Below are 15,811 nucleotides of genomic sequence, written 5' to 3' on the forward strand. Positions count from 1 at the left end.
CGCAGATTTATCCGTTTTCTCCAGCAGTCTGTAGAAATGGGCAAGACATCGGCAGAAATGAGCATTGAGAGCAACGCGGCGGGCGACCACAATGTTCATCATCCGGCAGACACTCACCTGCCCTCTTTTATTACCCACCAAAGGGAACGAGCAATGAACAACTTTAATCTCCATACCCCAACACGTATTTTGTTTGGTAAAGGCGCGATTGCTGAGCTGCGCGATCAAATTCCTCAGGACGCTCGCGTACTGGTTACCTATGGCGGCGGCAGCGTGAAAAAAACTGGCGTCCTGGCACAGGTTCAGGACGCGCTGAAAGGCCTGGATGTGCTGGAGTTTGGCGGTATCGAGCCAAACCCGTCTTACGAAACGCTGATGAACGCAGTAAAAATCGTGCGTGATGAGAAAGTGACGTTTCTGCTGGCGGTAGGTGGCGGTTCAGTGCTGGACGGCACCAAATTCATCGCGGCAGCGGCACAGTACGCTGATGGCATTGATCCATGGCGCATTCTGGAAACCCACGGCAACGACGTAACAAGCGCCATCCCGATGGGCTCCGTATTAACCCTGCCTGCAACCGGCTCTGAATCTAACTCCGGCGCGGTAATTTCGCGTAAAACCACCGGCGATAAACTGGCCTTTATGACCCCGTTCGTGCAGCCAGTGTTTGCCGTACTGGATCCGGTTTACACCTACACCCTGCCGCCGCGTCAGGTTGCAAACGGCGTTGTGGATGCTTTTGTTCATACCGTAGAACAGTATGTGACTTATCCGGTAGACGGGAAAATTCAGGATCGCTTTGCCGAAGGCATTCTGCTCACGCTGGTAGAAGAAGGTCCGAAAGCCTTGCAGGAGCCGGAAAACTACAACGTGCGTGCGAACGTTATGTGGGCGGCAACCCAGGCGCTGAACGGCCTGATTGGCGCAGGCGTACCGCAGGACTGGGCAACGCATATGCTGGGCCATGAACTGACCGCAATGCACGGTCTGGATCATGCTCAAACGCTGGCCATCGTTCTGCCAGCGCTGTGGAATGAAAAACGTGATACCAAGCGTGCCAAACTGCTGCAATACGCAGAGCGTATCTGGAATATCACCGAAGGTTCCGACGACCAGCGCATCGACGCCGCCATTGCCGCTACCCGTGCTTTCTTCGAACAAATGGGCGTACCCACTCGCCTGTCTGACTATGGCCTGGACGGTAGCTCCATCCCGGCATTGCTGGAAAAACTGGAAGCACACGGTGGTACGCAACTGGGCGAACATCAGGACATTACGCTTGAAGTCAGCCGTCGGATTTACGAAGCTGCCCGCTAAGGTTTTTTAACCTCCGCCTTTCGTTTTTGGGTATTTATACCAGGCTTAAGTCACACCTAACTCACCGGGGGCTGCCCCGGTGAACTCAATTTACACCCAATCATTCATGAGGCATCGAGGCGGCAATTAAGTGAATCCCCGGGAGCGTACATAAGTACGTGACCGGGGTAAACGCAAGCAGCCAACAAAGAGGCAGCCTGAAGGATTAAGTGTGGGGGGGAATTATGACCGGTCCAACCATTATCAAGCTACAGGATGGTAACGTCATGCCACAACTGGGCCTGGGGGTCTGGAAGGCAAGCAACGAAGAAGTCATCACCGCCATTCATAAAGCGCTGGAAGTGGGGTATCGCTCAATTGATACCGCTGCGGCGTACAAAAACGAAGAAGGTGTCGGCAAAGCAATACGCGATGCTGGCGTACCACGGGACGAGTTATTCATCACCACCAAGCTGTGGAATGATGACCAAAAACGCCCCCGGGAAGCCTTGCTCGAAAGCATGGAAAAACTCCAGCTTGATTACCTCGATCTATACCTGATGCACTGGCCGGTTCCGGCGATCGACCACTACGTTGAAGCGTGGGAAAACATGATCGACCTGCAAAAAGAAGGGCTGATTAAGAGCATCGGCGTGTGCAACTTTCAGATCAATCATCTCCAGCGGTTGATGGATGAAACCGGCGTACCTCCGGTGATTAACCAGATCGAACTTCATCCGCTTATGCAACAGCGCCAACTGCATGCCTGGAACGCAACGCATAAAATTCAGACCGAATCCTGGAGCCCTCTGGCGCAGGGCGGCAAAGACGTCTTTGATCAAAAGATCATCCGTGACCTCGCTGAGAAATATGGCAAATCACCGGCGCAGATTGTCATCCGCTGGCATCTGGATAGCGGGCTGGTGGTGATTCCAAAATCGGTCACCCCTGCGCGTATCGCAGAAAACTTTAACGTCTGGGACTTCCGCCTGGATAAAGACGAATTAGGCGAAATCGCGAAACTCGATCAGGGCAAACGTCTGGGGCCAGACCCGGATCAGTTCGGCGGTTAACCCCTTCCCTCCAGCCCGACACTCTCGTCGGGCCTTTACTGATTTGAAATATCAGGAAACAATTCACACACATATATTGATGTATTTCTTGCAGTCGCTGGAGCAGCATTACGCAACATAACCTGTTAATTATTAAATAAATATATTTATTTGATGAATACATTCACCATACCCATAGGTGCGTAAACGTGACTGAGAAAAAAAGTAGCGGAGTCAAATGGCTCCCATTAATTCTTATAATATTCATTTCTGCCGGACTGTGGCAGCTTACTCCACCTTCCGGGTTAAGTGCGCCAGCCTGGCATTCGGCAATTATTTTCGTCGCGACTATTGCCTCTATCGTGGCAAAAGTTTTACCCATCGGCGCGGTCGGCATTATTGGGATTACGGTTTTTGCACTCGCCTATGCTGCCGGGGATAAAACCGCCAGCGGCGCTATCACCACAGCACTGAGTGAGCTGAACAGTTCACTTATCTGGCTTATCGTCGTGGCTTTTATGATTGCCCGCGGGTTTATCAAAACCGGCCTCGGACGACGCATTGCGCTGCAGATGATCCGTCTGCTCGGCAAGCGCACGCTGGGACTCGCCTATGGTCTGGCCTTTGCCGATCTGATCCTCTCCCCGGCAATGCCGAGTAATACAGCACGCTGCGGCGGCGTCATCTATCCGATTGCTGACTCTCTGGCACGCAGTTTCCATTCGAACCCGGAAGATGAGTCCCGCAGTAAAATCGGTACCTTTCTTATCACCTGTATTGGCAACGTCAACGACGTCACCGCCGCGCTCTTTATGACCGGCTATACCGGCAACCTGTTGGCGGTGAAGCTGGCGGCCAATGCGGGCGTCACGCTGACCTGGGGCGGCTGGTTTATGGCGGCGCTGCTGCCATGCCTGGTGTCCTTACTGCTGGTTCCACTGCTGGTCTACTGGATCGTGCGCCCGGAAATTAAACACACGCCGGATGCCCCTAACCTGGCGCGCAAAGAGCTGGCGGAAATGGGCAGTATGTCTCGCGGCGAATGGCTGATGCTGGCTACCGTCGGCGTGCTGCTGGTGCTGTGGATTTTTGGCGATACGTTAGGCGTCGACGCCACCACTGCTTCGTTCGTGGGACTGTCCATTTTATTGCTAAGCGGCGTTCTGAGCTGGGAAGATGTGAAGAGCGAGAAAGGCGCATGGGACACGCTGATTTGGTTTGCCGCGCTGTTGATGATGGCGAACCAGCTGAAAAAACTGGGCTTCACCACCTGGTTTGGCAATCTGATCGGCGATAGCCTGAGCAGTACTATGCACGGTACCAGTTGGGTGATCGTCCTGCTGCTGTTGAACGCCGCCTACTTCTATACCCACTACTTTTTTGCCAGCGGTAATGCACAGATTGCCGCGCTGTACGCCGTTTTCCTTGGTGTCGGTCTGCATCTGAATATTCCCGCAGCCCCCACGGCATTAATGCTGGCCTTCACCAGCAGTTTGTACTGCTCGCTCACCCAGTACACCCACGCTCGCGGTCCAATCCTGTTTGGTGCCGGGTACGTTCCAACGGGCGTCTGGTGGCGTACAGGATTTATCATCAGCTTGTTTAACCAGGCGGTGTTTATCACCGTGGGTCTGATGTGGTGGAAGGTGTTGGGTCTGTACTAAACTGACTGCGTCCTGACGAATCACCTTACCTGCGGAGAAAAGGAATGACCTGTATTTTCTGTCAAATAGTTGAAGGTAAAGCACCCTGCCATAAGGTCTGGGAAGACGAGCATCATCTGGCTTTTCTGTCGATTTTCCCGAACACCGACGGTTTTACCGTGGTGATCCCGAAAAAGCATTATCCCAGCTATGCCTTCGATATGCCGCCGCAGGCACTGGCTGATCTGATGCTGGCGACCCAAAAAGTGGCTAAGAAACTGGATAAAGCTTTCCCGGATGTCAGTCGTACGGGGATGTTCTTCGAAGGTTTCGGCGTAGACCATGTGCACAGCAAATTAAGCCCCATGCATGGCACTGGCGATCTAACCCACTGGAAACCGATTGAAGCGCGGCAGAACAAATTTTTCGAGCATTATGAAGGATATCTTTCGTCACACGATCATGAACGGGCGGATGATGCAAAACTGGCCGCATTAGCGGCCAGAATTCGTGAAGCATAAATACTGAGTCTCTCTGCCGGATGGTGGTTCAAGCACCTTATCCGGCCTACAAAACTGTGCTATTCGTAGGCCTGATAAGCATTTCACCACCGGGCAAGGCAGATTAGCGCCCTGCCACTTTCCCGCGTTTTTTGTTCGCGGCAGGCGTCTGGCGCTGATGCGCCACCGGTGTGTGCTTGGTCAACGCCGGACGGGTATGACGGTTCTGGCGACGCGCTTCTCGCATCTCTTCCAGCGTAGGCGCCGGGACCAGACATTCGCGACGACCGCCGATCAGATGCTTTTTACCCATATCTTCCAGCGCCTGGCGGATTAACGGCCAGTTGGCTGGATCGTGGTAACGCAGCAGGGCTTTATGCAAACGACGCTGCTTATCACCTTTCGGCACCACCACATCTTCACTCTTATAACCAATTTTACCCAGCGGGTTTTTCCCGGTGTAATACATGGTTGTGGAGTTCGCCAACGGTGATGGATAGAAGTTCTGCACCTGATCCAGACGGAAACGACGTTGCTTCAACCACAACGCCAGATTCACCATATCTTCATCACGCGTACCCGGGTGCGCGGAAATAAAGTACGGGATCAGGTACTGCTCTTTACCCGCTTGTTTAGAGTAGGTATCGAACAATTCCTTAAAGCGATCGTAGCTGCCCATCCCCGGCTTCATCATCTTCGACAGCGGGCCTTCTTCGGTATGCTCTGGCGCAATCTTCAGATAGCCGCCAACGTGGTGGGTCGCCAGTTCTTTGATATAGCGCGGGTCTTCAACCGCGATGTCATAACGCACGCCCGAAGCGATGAGGATCTTTTTAATGCCTTTCAAATCACGCGCACGACGATAAAGGTTAATCGTCGGTTCGTGGTTGGTGTCCATATGCGGACAGATATCCGGGTAGACGCATGACAGACGACGGCAAGTTTGCTCCGCGCGCGGTGACTTACAGCGCAGCATATACATGTTCGCCGTTGGGCCGCCGAGGTCGGAAATCACGCCGGTAAAGCCTGGAACGGTGTCGCGAATGGCTTCGATTTCATTGATGATCGAGTCTTCAGAGCGGCTCTGGATGATGCGACCTTCGTGCTCGGTGATCGAACAGAACGAACAGCCGCCAAAGCAGCCACGCATAATGTTGATCGAGAAACGGATCATCTCATAGGCCGGAATGCGGCTGTCGCCATACGCCGGATGCGGCACGCGTTTGTACGGCAGCGCAAAGACGCTATCCATCTCTTCGGTAGAGAGCGGAATGGCTGGCGGGTTGATCCAGATGTAGCGATCGCCGTGCTTTTGCATCAGCGCACGCGCACAGCCTGGGTTGGTTTCGTGGTGCAGGATACGCGACGCATGCGCATACAGCACTTTATCGCCCTTCACTTTTTCGAAGGACGGCAGCAGCACGTAGGTTTTTTCCCACGGTTTCGGGCGCGGCGGCTGTACGGTTACCGCTTTCGCTTCCTGCTTTTTCGGTGCGACCGGCTTGTTGTCAGCACACGGCAGATCTTCACCATACGGATGCGGGATCGGGTCAATCTTGCCCGGCGTGTCGAGGCGCGTGGAATCCACCCCACTCCAGCCCGGCAGCGCTTCTTTAACCATAATCGCAGTGTTACGCACGTCGCGGATCTGATCGATGGTTTCGCCCATCGCCAGACGATGCGCCACTTCCACCAGCGGACGTTCGCCGTTGCCGAACATCAGCATGTCGGCTTTGGAATCCACCAGAACAGAGCGACGAACGGTATCGGACCAGTAGTCATAGTGCGCGGTACGGCGCAGGCTGGCCTCAATACCGCCGAGAATAACCGGCACATCTTTCCATGCTTCTTTACAGCGCTGGGTATAGACCAGCGTGGCGCGGTCCGGACGTTTGCCCGCAACGTTGTCCGGTGTGTAGGCATCGTCATGGCGCAGTCGGCGATCGGCGGTGTAACGGTTGATCATCGAGTCCATGTTGCCTGCGGTCACACCAAAGAACAGGTTCGGTTTACCCAAACGCATAAAATCGTCTTTGTTGTTCCACTCCGGCTGGGCGATAATCCCTACGCGAAAGCCTTGTGCTTCCAGCATACGTCCGCAAATTGCCATGCCAAAGCTGGGATGATCGACGTATGCATCGCCGGTAACCAGAATGATGTCGCAGCTATCCCAGCCAAGTTGGTCCATTTCGTCGCGTGACATCGGCAAAAACGGTGCCGGGCCAAAACAGGCAGCCCAGTACTGCGGCCAGGAGAAAAGGTCTCTGTCCGGCTGGATCAGGGATATTGCGCTCATAATGCTTCCAAAAATGGTAAAAAAATAATCAAAGGCCGAGGATTATACGCTGTATGTCGGCAAGAAATGAAGTGGAGTCTGAACCAGACCAGTAGAAAGTTATATAAATTGTTAAATTTTACGACGATCATTTTTATCAATCATAATTAACACCATGCCAGCCAGCTGAGATAACTCTTTTTCGGCGGGGGATTTTTCATTGCGACTCAACGATTCACTGCATATTTCCCAGTTACGGGTTGTTGTTCACCTGTGCGGATTTCTGGTTCTTCTCTACAGCTTTTCTATGCTGCCACCGATGCTCATCGCTTTGTTAAACAAAGAGCGGAGCTTGTTCGCTTTTTTCAGCACGTTTATGACTTTCTTCACCCTCGGCGGCGGGGCGTGGTTGGCAACCAAACATGCGGGGATTCAACTGCGCACCCGGGATGGTTTCGTCATTATCGTCCTGTTCTGGCTGTTGTTTTCGTTTATCAGCGCGATGCCGATGTGGATGGACGATGGCTTAAACCTCTCTTTTGCGGATGCCCTGTTTGAAGGAGTTTCTGGGATTACCACTACAGGCGCAACGGTGATTGATGACGTCAGCGCCTTGCCGAAGTCGTATCTGTACTATCGGGCTCAGCTCAATTTTATTGGCGGTCTGGGTGTTATCGTCCTCGCCGTGGCTGTATTGCCGCTGCTGGGTATTGGTGGCATGAAGCTGTATCAGTCTGAAATGCCGGGCCCTTTTAAAGAAGAACGCCTCACGCCAAGACTTGCTGATACTGCACGCACGCTGTGGATGACCTATGTCATTCTGGGTCTTATTTGTACTCTGGCCTACCGGGCTGCCGGGATGTCGTTTTTCGACGCCTTATGCCACGGGCTGTCGACGGTCTCTCTCGGCGGATTTTCCACTCGCAGCGAGAGCATCGGCTTTTATAACAGCCATGCCATTGAGCTTGTCGCCGGGGTATTTTCACTGCTGTCTGCGTTTAACTTCACCCTCTGGTACGTTGCTATCGTGAAACGTACCTTCAAACCCTTTCGTCGTAATGCCGAATTGCGTTTCTTTTTGCTTATTGCGTTGGTGGTCACTCTGATCGCCACCTGGCAAGTTTGGCGGGCAGGCATGTACGGATTAACGGACAGCCTGGTGCATGCTTTTTTTCTGGCCAGTTCGATGCTGACAGATAATGGCCTGTCGACGGCGGATTACGCGCAGTGGCCTTCGCACACGATCTTCATGCTGCTCAGCGCCAGTTTCTTCGGCGGTTGTGTGGGTTCGACCTGCGGGGGGATTAAGGTGCTGCGCTTTTTGATTATGTTCAAGCAGTGCCGTCAGGAGTTACACCAGCTCGCGCACCCTCGCGCCCTGCTGAATATCAAAGTGGGCAATAGCGTGGTAAGCGACCGGGTGGTGCGTTCGGTATGGAGCTTTTTCTTTCTCTACGTTTTGTTCACCAGCTTTTTTATCTGGGCGCTCAATCTGATGGGCTACGATCTCTTCTCCTCTTTCGCCACCGTCGCCGCCTGCATCAACAATATGGGGCTGGGATTTGGCGTCACCGCCACGACATTTGGCACCTTAAACGAGGAAGCAAAGCTACTAATGTGCGCGGCCATGATCATGGGGCGTCTGGAGATTTACCCCATTCTGATCCTGTTCTCGCGCATGTTCTGGCGGGCGTAACGAATACCCCGGCGCATTACGGCGCCGGGTTCACCAACATCTGTCCGATTGAGCCACGATCCGCCATTTCCAGCGTCTGGCTATTAAAGTAGAACGGGAAATGGGCCCAGGAAGGCTGTCCGTAATAAACCAGTAATTCAACCTGGCCATCAACCCAGACAGTATCTTTCCAGCCTCTGTCTTCCGGGAACGGCATCGCGCCATTCACATTACGGATCAGGAACGAAACACCTTCAATATGGAAGGACTGGGGCATATCCGCCCGCACCGTCCAGCGTTCCCAGGAGCCCTGCTGGGCAGTAATATCCATACGATTGACGTCCCACAGCTGACCGTTGATGCCAGGATCGTCGTCCAGGCTGATATCACGGCTGCGAATCGGCGAACCGCTGAGGATTTCCGTTGGCAGCAGGCGCATTGGCAGGCTGTCAGTCACCAGCGGCAGGAGACCTGTCGGGCGCAACGTCAATACCAGCGTGGAGATGAGAATACTGGAGGGCTCAAAGAACCCGCGGATCCTGTCGACAATACTGGCCGCCTCACCACAGGTGATAGAGACCTCATTACCGTTAGTCATATCCACCAGGATCTCACGACGCTCGCCCGGAGCCAACGAGAGCTGCTTCACCGAAACAGGCGCAGGTAAAAAACCCTGATCGCTGGAAATCACATGCAGCGGACGGCCATCGCTCATTTGCAGCTGGTAACGACGCGAGTTTGACGCGTTCAGCAAACGCAAGCGCACCCAGCCGCGGGAGACTTCGACATACGGGCTTTGCGCCCCGTTGACCAGTAACGTATCGCCAACAAAACCACCGCTACCGGGCTCGCTGTATTCCGGCGTGCCAAAGTTGTCCAGCCGCTTGTCCTGGATAATGATCGGAAAATCATCCACGCCATAGTGGTTGGGAATAGACAGTGATTTACTCACTTCATCTTCAACCAGCCACATCCCGGCAAGACCGTTATAGACCTGCTGAGCAGTACGATTTGGCGTATTAGCGTGATACCACAACGTGGCGGCATTCTGGCGAATCGGTAGCACCGGCGCCCAGTCAGCATTCGGGGACATCATGCGCGCCGGGCCGCCCATCAGCGGGCCAGGTACCTGTAACCCGGCGACGGTCATCGAGACATTTTCAGTCAGACGGTTGCTGTAGATAAGCTTGACGTCATCCCCTTTCCAGACGCGGATTGTCGGTCCCAGATAGCGGCCGTTAATTCCCCAGACAGGTGCGCGCGTGCCTTGTGTAAAGGACCAGTGCGCACGTTGCAGCGTCATAAATAGCGGCTGCCCCCGGCGGGATTCCAGCAGCGGAGGCACGGGTAACGGTTGTTGCTGACCGGCAGCATTAGCCTTCAGCGGAACAGCACCTGCACACAGTGCGATCCCCGATGCCTGAATGAACTGACGCCGACTGAATGACATATAAACTCCATAAAAAACTGGCTATTAACACGCAGGAAGTCATTTCCTGTAAAAAACCCGAATTGCGCGGATTAAACCTTACCGGCGGCTTCCCGCTCAGCAACTTCTTTATCGAGTTCTGCGATTTTTTGTTCCATCAGCGTGCGGCAATGCGCTGCCAGTTCACGAACCTGATCTTTCCCAAAGTGGCTAATATCCACCGGTGGCAACATCTCGACAATTGCCAGACCATTATTGAGTCGATTGAGTTTTATCTTGTTCGAGGTTGTGGAAACGCACACCGGAATGACCGGGACACCAGCAGCAATCGCTGCATGGAACGCGCCGGTTTTAAACGGCAGCAGACCGCGACCGCGGCTACGCGTCCCTTCAGGGAACATCCAGATAGAAATGCGACGTTTTTTGAAATGATTCACCACGGCTGCAATGGTGCTGTGCGCTTTTGCGCGGTTGTTTCTGTCAATCAACAGGTTACCGGTTAACCAGTACAGCTGCCCGAAGAAAGGGATCCACAGCAGGCTTTTTTTACCTACCGTCACCGTCGGCGGCTGAACGATATTCGCAGCGGTAACCATGTCATAGTTGTTCTGATGGTTACAAATATAGATAGCATTACCAAAGTTCTGCGCGTCTGCCGGCATGCGGCACTCGACCTTCAGGCCATAAAGGGGAGCCAGGCGGCCAAACATATGACCGAACGTTGCAACGTGTTTTGGATTTCGTGGGCTGAACAGACAGTATATACAACCGAAAATACAGACCAGAACGCAGTAAATAACAGTAATAATTAAACGAAAAATATATAACATAACAACCTCTAAGGCCTAAGAGCCTGGCATTTTACGTCACCTGATTCATCACGCGGTATCAGGTTAGGGCTTTGTTAAGGGCGGCTCTCTGGAAAAGCGTATTGTTAATCGCAACGCACGAATAAACAACGGTTTCACGGGAATTTTTAACGTTGGCTCTCCCTGAACTTTAACAGGGAGAGCCGGACGGTAGCGTTATTCTTCGCTGTCGCCGTGACTGGCGCGTCGAGGCGAGTCAATCTCAATGCTGTCGATACGCTGCAGACCACGCATTAGCGTGCCGCGACGGCCGCGCTCTCCGGTCACTTTCTGCAACTCTTCAGGACGCAGTTTGATTTTGCGCTTACCGACGTGGATGGTCAGCGTGCTCTGCGGCGGCAGCACGTAAAGTTGCGCCAGACCATCCTCGCCTTTCGCCGCTTCCGCTGAAGGGATATTAATGATCTTGTTCCCTTTGCCTTTCGACAGCTGCGGTAAATCGCTCACCGGGAACATCAACATGCGACCAGCCTGAGTAATAGCCAGTAGCATATCGGTTTCATCTTCAATCACCACCGGCTGCATCACGCGCGCATTTTCTGGCAGTGTAATCAATGCCTTACCAGCACGGTTACGTGCGACCAGGTCATTGAAGGTACAGACAAAACCGTAGCCCGCATCGGAGGCCATCAGCAGTTTTTGATCGTCGCCTTCCATCAGCATGTGCTCAACCGTCGCGCCTGGCGGCAGCGTGAGCTTCCCGGTCAGCGGTTCACCCTGACCGCGCGCCGACGGCAGCGTAATCGGGTCGATGGCATAGCTGCGTCCGGTCGAGTCAACGAACACCACCGGCTGGTTGCTCTTACCCTTCACTGCCGACTTAAAGCTGTCGCCCGCTTTATAGCTTAATCCCGGTGCATCGATGTCGTGGCCTTTCGCGCTACGCACCCAGCCACTCTGGGACAACACAATGGTAACCGGCTCAGATGGCAGCATGTCGTGCTCGCTCATCGCCTTCGCTTCTTCACGTTCCTGCAACGGAGAGCGACGATCGTCGCCATAGGCATCTGCATCGGCCTGCAGCTCTTTCTTCAGCAGGTTACTCATTTTACGTTCGGAAGCCAGAATGGCCTGCAACTGATCGCGCTCTTTCGCCAGCTCATCCTGCTCACCGCGGATTTTCATCTCTTCGAGTTTGGCAAGGTGGCGCAATTTCAGCTCAAGGATGGCTTCAGCCTGGGTTTCAGAAATGCCAAACCGCGACATCAGCTCAGGCTTAGGTTCATCTTCATGACGAATAATTTCGATGACTTCGTCAATGTTGAGGAACGCCACCAGCAAACCTTCAAGGATGTGCAGGCGCTTGAGCACTTTTTCCAGACGATAATTCAGGCGGCGACGTACGGTATCGCGGCGGAACGCCAGCCATTCGGTGAGGATCTCCAGCAGGTTTTTCACCGCCGGACGACCATCAAGACCGATCATGTTCAGGTTGATACGGTAGCTCTTTTCCAGATCGGTAGTGGCAAACAGGTGGTTCATCACCTGCTCCATATCCACACGATTAGAGCGCGGGACAATCACCAGACGGGTCGGGTTTTCGTGATCCGATTCGTCGCGCAGGTCGTCTACCATCGGCAGCTTTTTATTGCGCATTTGAGCAGCGATCTGCTCCAGCACTTTTGCCCCGGAAACCTGATGCGGCAGCGCGGAAATCACCACCGCGCCGTCTTCTTTCGTCCATACCGCACGCATACGTACGGAGCCGCGTCCGTTTTCGTAAATCTTACGAATTTCCGCGCGCGAAGTAATGATCTCCGCTTCGGTCGGGTAATCCGGCCCTTGCACGATATCCAGCAACTGATCCAGCGTCGTTTTCGGCTGCTCAATCAGGGTAATCGCTGCTTTTGCCACTTCACGCAGGTTATGTGGCGGAATGTCCGTTGCCATACCAACGGCTATACCGGTCGTGCCGTTCAGCAGAATATTTGGTAGACGAGCAGGCAGCATCTTCGGCTCCTGCATGGTGCCGTCGAAGTTTGGCACCCAGTCCGACGTTCCCTGACCGAGTTCGCCCAGCAGGACTTCCGCATATTTAGACAGGCGTGATTCGGTATAACGCATCGCCGCGAAGGATTTCGGATCGTCCGGTGCCCCCCAGTTCCCCTGCCCGTCAACCAGCGGGTAACGGTAAGAGAACGGCTGCGCCATCAGCACCATCGCTTCATAGCAGGCGCTGTCGCCGTGCGGATGGTATTTACCCAGCACGTCACCGACGGTACGGGCGGATTTTTTAAATTTGGCGCTGGCATTCAGCCCCAGTTCGGACATCGCGTATACGATGCGACGCTGAACGGGTTTCAAACCATCGCCAATAAACGGCAACGCCCTGTCCATGATGACGTACATGGAATAGTTCAGATAGGCGTTTTCCGTGAATTCATGCAGCGCCAGGCGCTCTGCCATATCGCTCATTAATCGTGGTTCCTCAACTTTGTACCCCTCTATTGAAGGGCAATATTGCCGCAGATACTACCCTATCTGACGTGTTGAGTCACAAAGAAAAGGGCCGCGAATGCGGCAGTATCGCCATCACAGGCAGAGAGAAGGCAGGCTATTTTTTCTATTAGCGCTTCCTTTTACGATTAAATAATAAACTAAATTTGCGACTTAATTTGATTGATGGCAGGTTATTTTATCCGTTTTATCATTACGCTTCTTCCTGAGTAAAAACCTCCTTAAAGGAAAATAAATGAGCAGCCTTATTTATTTAACGCTTGAGGGTGATATTCAGGGACCGATTTCTGCAGGCTGTAACTCGCAGGCCTCAGTGGGCAATCGCTATCAGTCAGCGCATGAAGATAGTATCTTTGTCTTCAGCCTGACGCAGGCGCAAAGCAGCATACAAGGCGGCGTTAAGCACCTCGGCCTGCGCTTTTGCAAACTCCTGGATAAAAGCTCTCCGTTATTCTGCAATGCTATTAATAATAATGAACGTCTTAAAATGACGTTTGATATATACCGCATCAATCGATACGGTCGCATGGAAAAATATTACTTAATCGAACTTCGTGGTGCGACGGTGCAGGCTATTCACCAGGAGTCCAAGATGAACGATATGGATTATGAATATATATCGATAAATTACGATTATATTCTGTGTCGCCATCTGATCGCCTGCACCGAGTTTGATTACCTGCTGACACCGGACAATTACGATCGGCTTTTCCCGGTGGTGCAAAAGAGCATTTTGCCCGCAGAGCAGCCGGTGCGTAAGGTGACGCTGGTACTGGGGATATTCTTCGACGGTACCGGCAATAACGCCGTGAATACCCGCAACATGCTTGAGGCGCTCACCGCGCAGCATTTTGATATTGAGAGTCCAGATGCCCAAAGCATTCTTGCCAGAAATGCACAGGAGAAGATGGGGATCAGCGGGGTAGGAGCGACCAGCTATCTGGGGTATTACACGAATATTCACTGGTTGAATGAGTTATATAAACAAAAATTTCCGCCAGAGAGTCGTTACGTACAAAGTGCAGTCTATGTCGAGGGCATTGGCACCCGGGCGGGTGAACCCGATAACCCGATAGGTCTGGGACTGGGCACCGCAGAAACTGGGATTATTGCCAAAACCGATGATGCGGTGGCGCAACTGGCGACAGCCATTGATGCCGCGCTTGCTTTACTGAAAGGGGCGTTTGTCGTCGACACACTGCTGTTTGATATCTTCGGCTTCAGCCGCGGCGCAGCCGCAGCCCGCCACTTCGCTAACCGTGTCCAGGCAGAAGACCAGGCCATTATCAACGCCATTAATACAGGAATGATGGAGTATGAATATCGTGGTGCTCCCGCAGGCAACACCCGTTTTCTCGGCATCATGGACACCGTGGCGGCTGTCGGTACGGTAACCAACGGACTCGACCCACACAGCGCCGACACCGGCAACGTTACCCTCCGGCTGCGTCCGGGCGTGGCGCAAAAGGTGTTTCATCTTACCGCCCAGAACGAGTGCCGCTACAACTTCGCCCTTAACAGCGTGGCCCCCGCCTGGCCAGAGCTGGCACTCCCCGGCGTGCACTCCGATATCGGCGGCGGCTATATGCCGCAACTACGCGAAGACCTCTTTCTCACCCGTCCGCAGGTGGAAACCCTGCCGCAGAACCAGCCCGGGGCGCAGTCTCACATATACGCGCAGACGATGGCGCAGTTGCGTGTGCTCGAACATTCACCGGCTATCATGCCCATTATACGCACCCATGAGATCACCCCGGAGGTCTGGGAGGACCCGCGGGCACCTACTGACCGTTACACCCAGCCACAAAAACGCACCTTTACCGCCCTGACGTTGCGCCAGCGGACGGTCTTTTCCGACTGGTCGAAGGTGGCGTTGCGGGTGATGGTCGATGCGGCGGTTGAGGCTGGGGCGTTATTGGCTGACGTCGATAAAATTCAAAGACACGCCCTGCCGGATGCGCTAAAGCCGTTGTGCGAACAAGCCCGGGAAATGGGAAAAGCGGCCCGTCAGCACAGAAGCACCGCTGGCTTTACACCAGAAGAGGTGGATCGGATTGCCGGCCGCTATATCCACTGCTCAGCCCACTGGAACGCAGTGGATCTCAAACAGAGCGGGGAGTTACAGGGTGGAGCATCAGCCTCGGAAACCGTCAGCTTTGTCAACCGACCGGACGCTAACTGGATCAGAACCATTTACAACATGGATGGAAATAAACGATGAAAATATCTTATGCCCTGGCGCTTGCGCTGTTACTGGCCGCTGCAGGCTGCAGCCCACATCAGTCGCCCCCTTTACAGTCAAAACAGGCCGCCAGCGGCGACTGGACCCTACCTTATGGTAAGTGGATCTTCGCTTTTATCACCCCCAGAGAATTACCCTCAATGGTCAACCATGCAAGAGTTATCGATACCGATGGTTATCTGTATACGTTTAATACGCTTGACCAGGCTTCCCCTGACCCAGATTCCGTCAAAGAATGGGCTGAAAATGCTCATGGTTTTGGCGACCAGTTCAACAAAGTCAAAAAACCCCCTCAGTACATTGTCTTCTGCTGGGATTCCTATATTGACCAGCAGACCTATGAAACCAGCGCCGTCTTCGGCCCCGAAACCTG

The 15,811-nt window shown here is 53.5% G+C and carries 11 protein-coding genes; 7 read left to right on the top strand and 4 right to left on the bottom strand.

Translation table 11 applies throughout. The features are described from left to right. Positions 1–153: 153 nt before the first annotated feature. The 4 genes from yqhD to OGX97_RS20135 all read left to right on the top strand — a co-directional run bounded on the left by yqhD (position 154) and on the right by OGX97_RS20135 (position 4,512). Positions 154–1,317, top strand: a complete 1,164-nt coding sequence (gene yqhD, locus OGX97_RS20120) for an alcohol dehydrogenase (protein WP_048215537.1) — start codon at positions 154–156, stop codon at positions 1,315–1,317. A 224-nt stretch (positions 1,318–1,541) separates the two neighbouring features. Further along, entirely contained in the window at positions 1,542–2,369 is an 828-nt protein-coding gene (gene dkgA, locus OGX97_RS20125) for a 2,5-didehydrogluconate reductase DkgA (RefSeq protein ID WP_008785816.1), read from the top strand. Between the two features lie 188 nt (positions 2,370–2,557). After that, complete coding sequence (locus OGX97_RS20130) at positions 2,558–4,012, top strand: DASS family sodium-coupled anion symporter (RefSeq protein ID WP_003828381.1); 1,455 nt, start codon at positions 2,558–2,560, stop codon at positions 4,010–4,012. Between the two features lie 44 nt (positions 4,013–4,056). After that, positions 4,057–4,512, top strand: coding sequence for an HIT family protein (locus tag OGX97_RS20135; protein ID WP_279850804.1), 456 nt, complete (start codon positions 4,057–4,059; stop codon positions 4,510–4,512). Between the two features lie 103 nt (positions 4,513–4,615). Here the strand turns inward: OGX97_RS20135 and OGX97_RS20140 are convergent, their stop codons facing one another. Then, positions 4,616–6,787, bottom strand: coding sequence for a YgiQ family radical SAM protein (locus OGX97_RS20140; RefSeq protein WP_003024532.1), 2,172 nt, complete (start codon positions 6,785–6,787; stop codon positions 4,616–4,618). Positions 6,788–6,986: 199 nt separating this feature from the next. Between OGX97_RS20140 and OGX97_RS20145 the strand changes: the two genes are divergently transcribed. Beyond that, positions 6,987–8,462 (top strand): TrkH family potassium uptake protein, encoded by a 1,476-nt coding sequence (locus tag OGX97_RS20145; RefSeq protein ID WP_279850803.1) that lies wholly within the window; start codon positions 6,987–6,989, stop codon positions 8,460–8,462. A gap of 16 nt (positions 8,463–8,478) precedes the next feature. Here the strand turns inward: OGX97_RS20145 and ftsP are convergent, their stop codons facing one another. From ftsP to parC, 3 genes are all read right to left on the bottom strand, one after another. Further along, the gene (ftsP, locus tag OGX97_RS20150; protein WP_032945022.1) at positions 8,479–9,891 is read right to left on the bottom strand and encodes a cell division protein FtsP; all 1,413 of its coding nucleotides are present in this window, start codon (positions 9,889–9,891) and stop codon (positions 8,479–8,481) included. 71 nt (positions 9,892–9,962) lie between these two features. Further along, positions 9,963–10,700, bottom strand: coding sequence for a 1-acylglycerol-3-phosphate O-acyltransferase (gene plsC, locus OGX97_RS20155; protein ID WP_279850802.1), 738 nt, complete (start codon positions 10,698–10,700; stop codon positions 9,963–9,965). Positions 10,701–10,895: 195 nt separating this feature from the next. Next, positions 10,896–13,154: a DNA topoisomerase IV subunit A gene (parC, locus tag OGX97_RS20160; RefSeq protein WP_003828391.1), complete on the bottom strand. Its 2,259-nt coding sequence runs from the start codon at positions 13,152–13,154 to the stop codon at positions 10,896–10,898. Positions 13,155–13,431: 277 nt separating this feature from the next. On the opposite strand from parC, the gene tssD reads away from it, so the two are divergent. Beyond that, positions 13,432–15,417 (top strand): type VI secretion system tube protein TssD, encoded by a 1,986-nt coding sequence (tssD, locus tag OGX97_RS20165; RefSeq protein WP_100271904.1) that lies wholly within the window; start codon positions 13,432–13,434, stop codon positions 15,415–15,417. Then, positions 15,414–15,811 (top strand): DUF2931 family protein (locus OGX97_RS20170; protein ID WP_213786721.1); only part of this gene is annotated, 398 nt, incomplete at its 3' end. The genes tssD and OGX97_RS20170, both read left to right, overlap by 4 nt.

It is taken from the genome of Citrobacter sp. Cpo061, from assembly GCF_030332845.1.
GTDB classification, from domain to species: Bacteria; Pseudomonadota; Gammaproteobacteria; order Enterobacterales; family Enterobacteriaceae; genus Citrobacter; species Citrobacter portucalensis.

Coding starts and splice junctions, on each gene's coding strand:
- yqhD (WP_048215537.1), top strand. CDS start 154: ATGAACAACTTTAATCTCCATACCCCAACACGTATTTTGTTTGGTAAA.
- dkgA (WP_008785816.1), top strand. CDS start 1,542: ATGACCGGTCCAACCATTATCAAGCTACAGGATGGTAACGTCATGCCA.
- OGX97_RS20135 (WP_279850804.1), top strand. CDS start 4,057: ATGACCTGTATTTTCTGTCAAATAGTTGAAGGTAAAGCACCCTGCCAT.
- OGX97_RS20140 (WP_003024532.1), bottom strand. CDS start 6,787: ATGAGCGCAATATCCCTGATCCAGCCGGACAGAGACCTTTTCTCCTGG.
- ftsP (WP_032945022.1), bottom strand. CDS start 9,891: ATGTCATTCAGTCGGCGTCAGTTCATTCAGGCATCGGGGATCGCACTG.
- plsC (WP_279850802.1), bottom strand. CDS start 10,700: ATGTTATATATTTTTCGTTTAATTATTACTGTTATTTACTGCGTTCTG.
- parC (WP_003828391.1), bottom strand. CDS start 13,154: ATGAGCGATATGGCAGAGCGCCTGGCGCTGCATGAATTCACGGAAAAC.
- tssD (WP_100271904.1), top strand. CDS start 13,432: ATGAGCAGCCTTATTTATTTAACGCTTGAGGGTGATATTCAGGGACCG.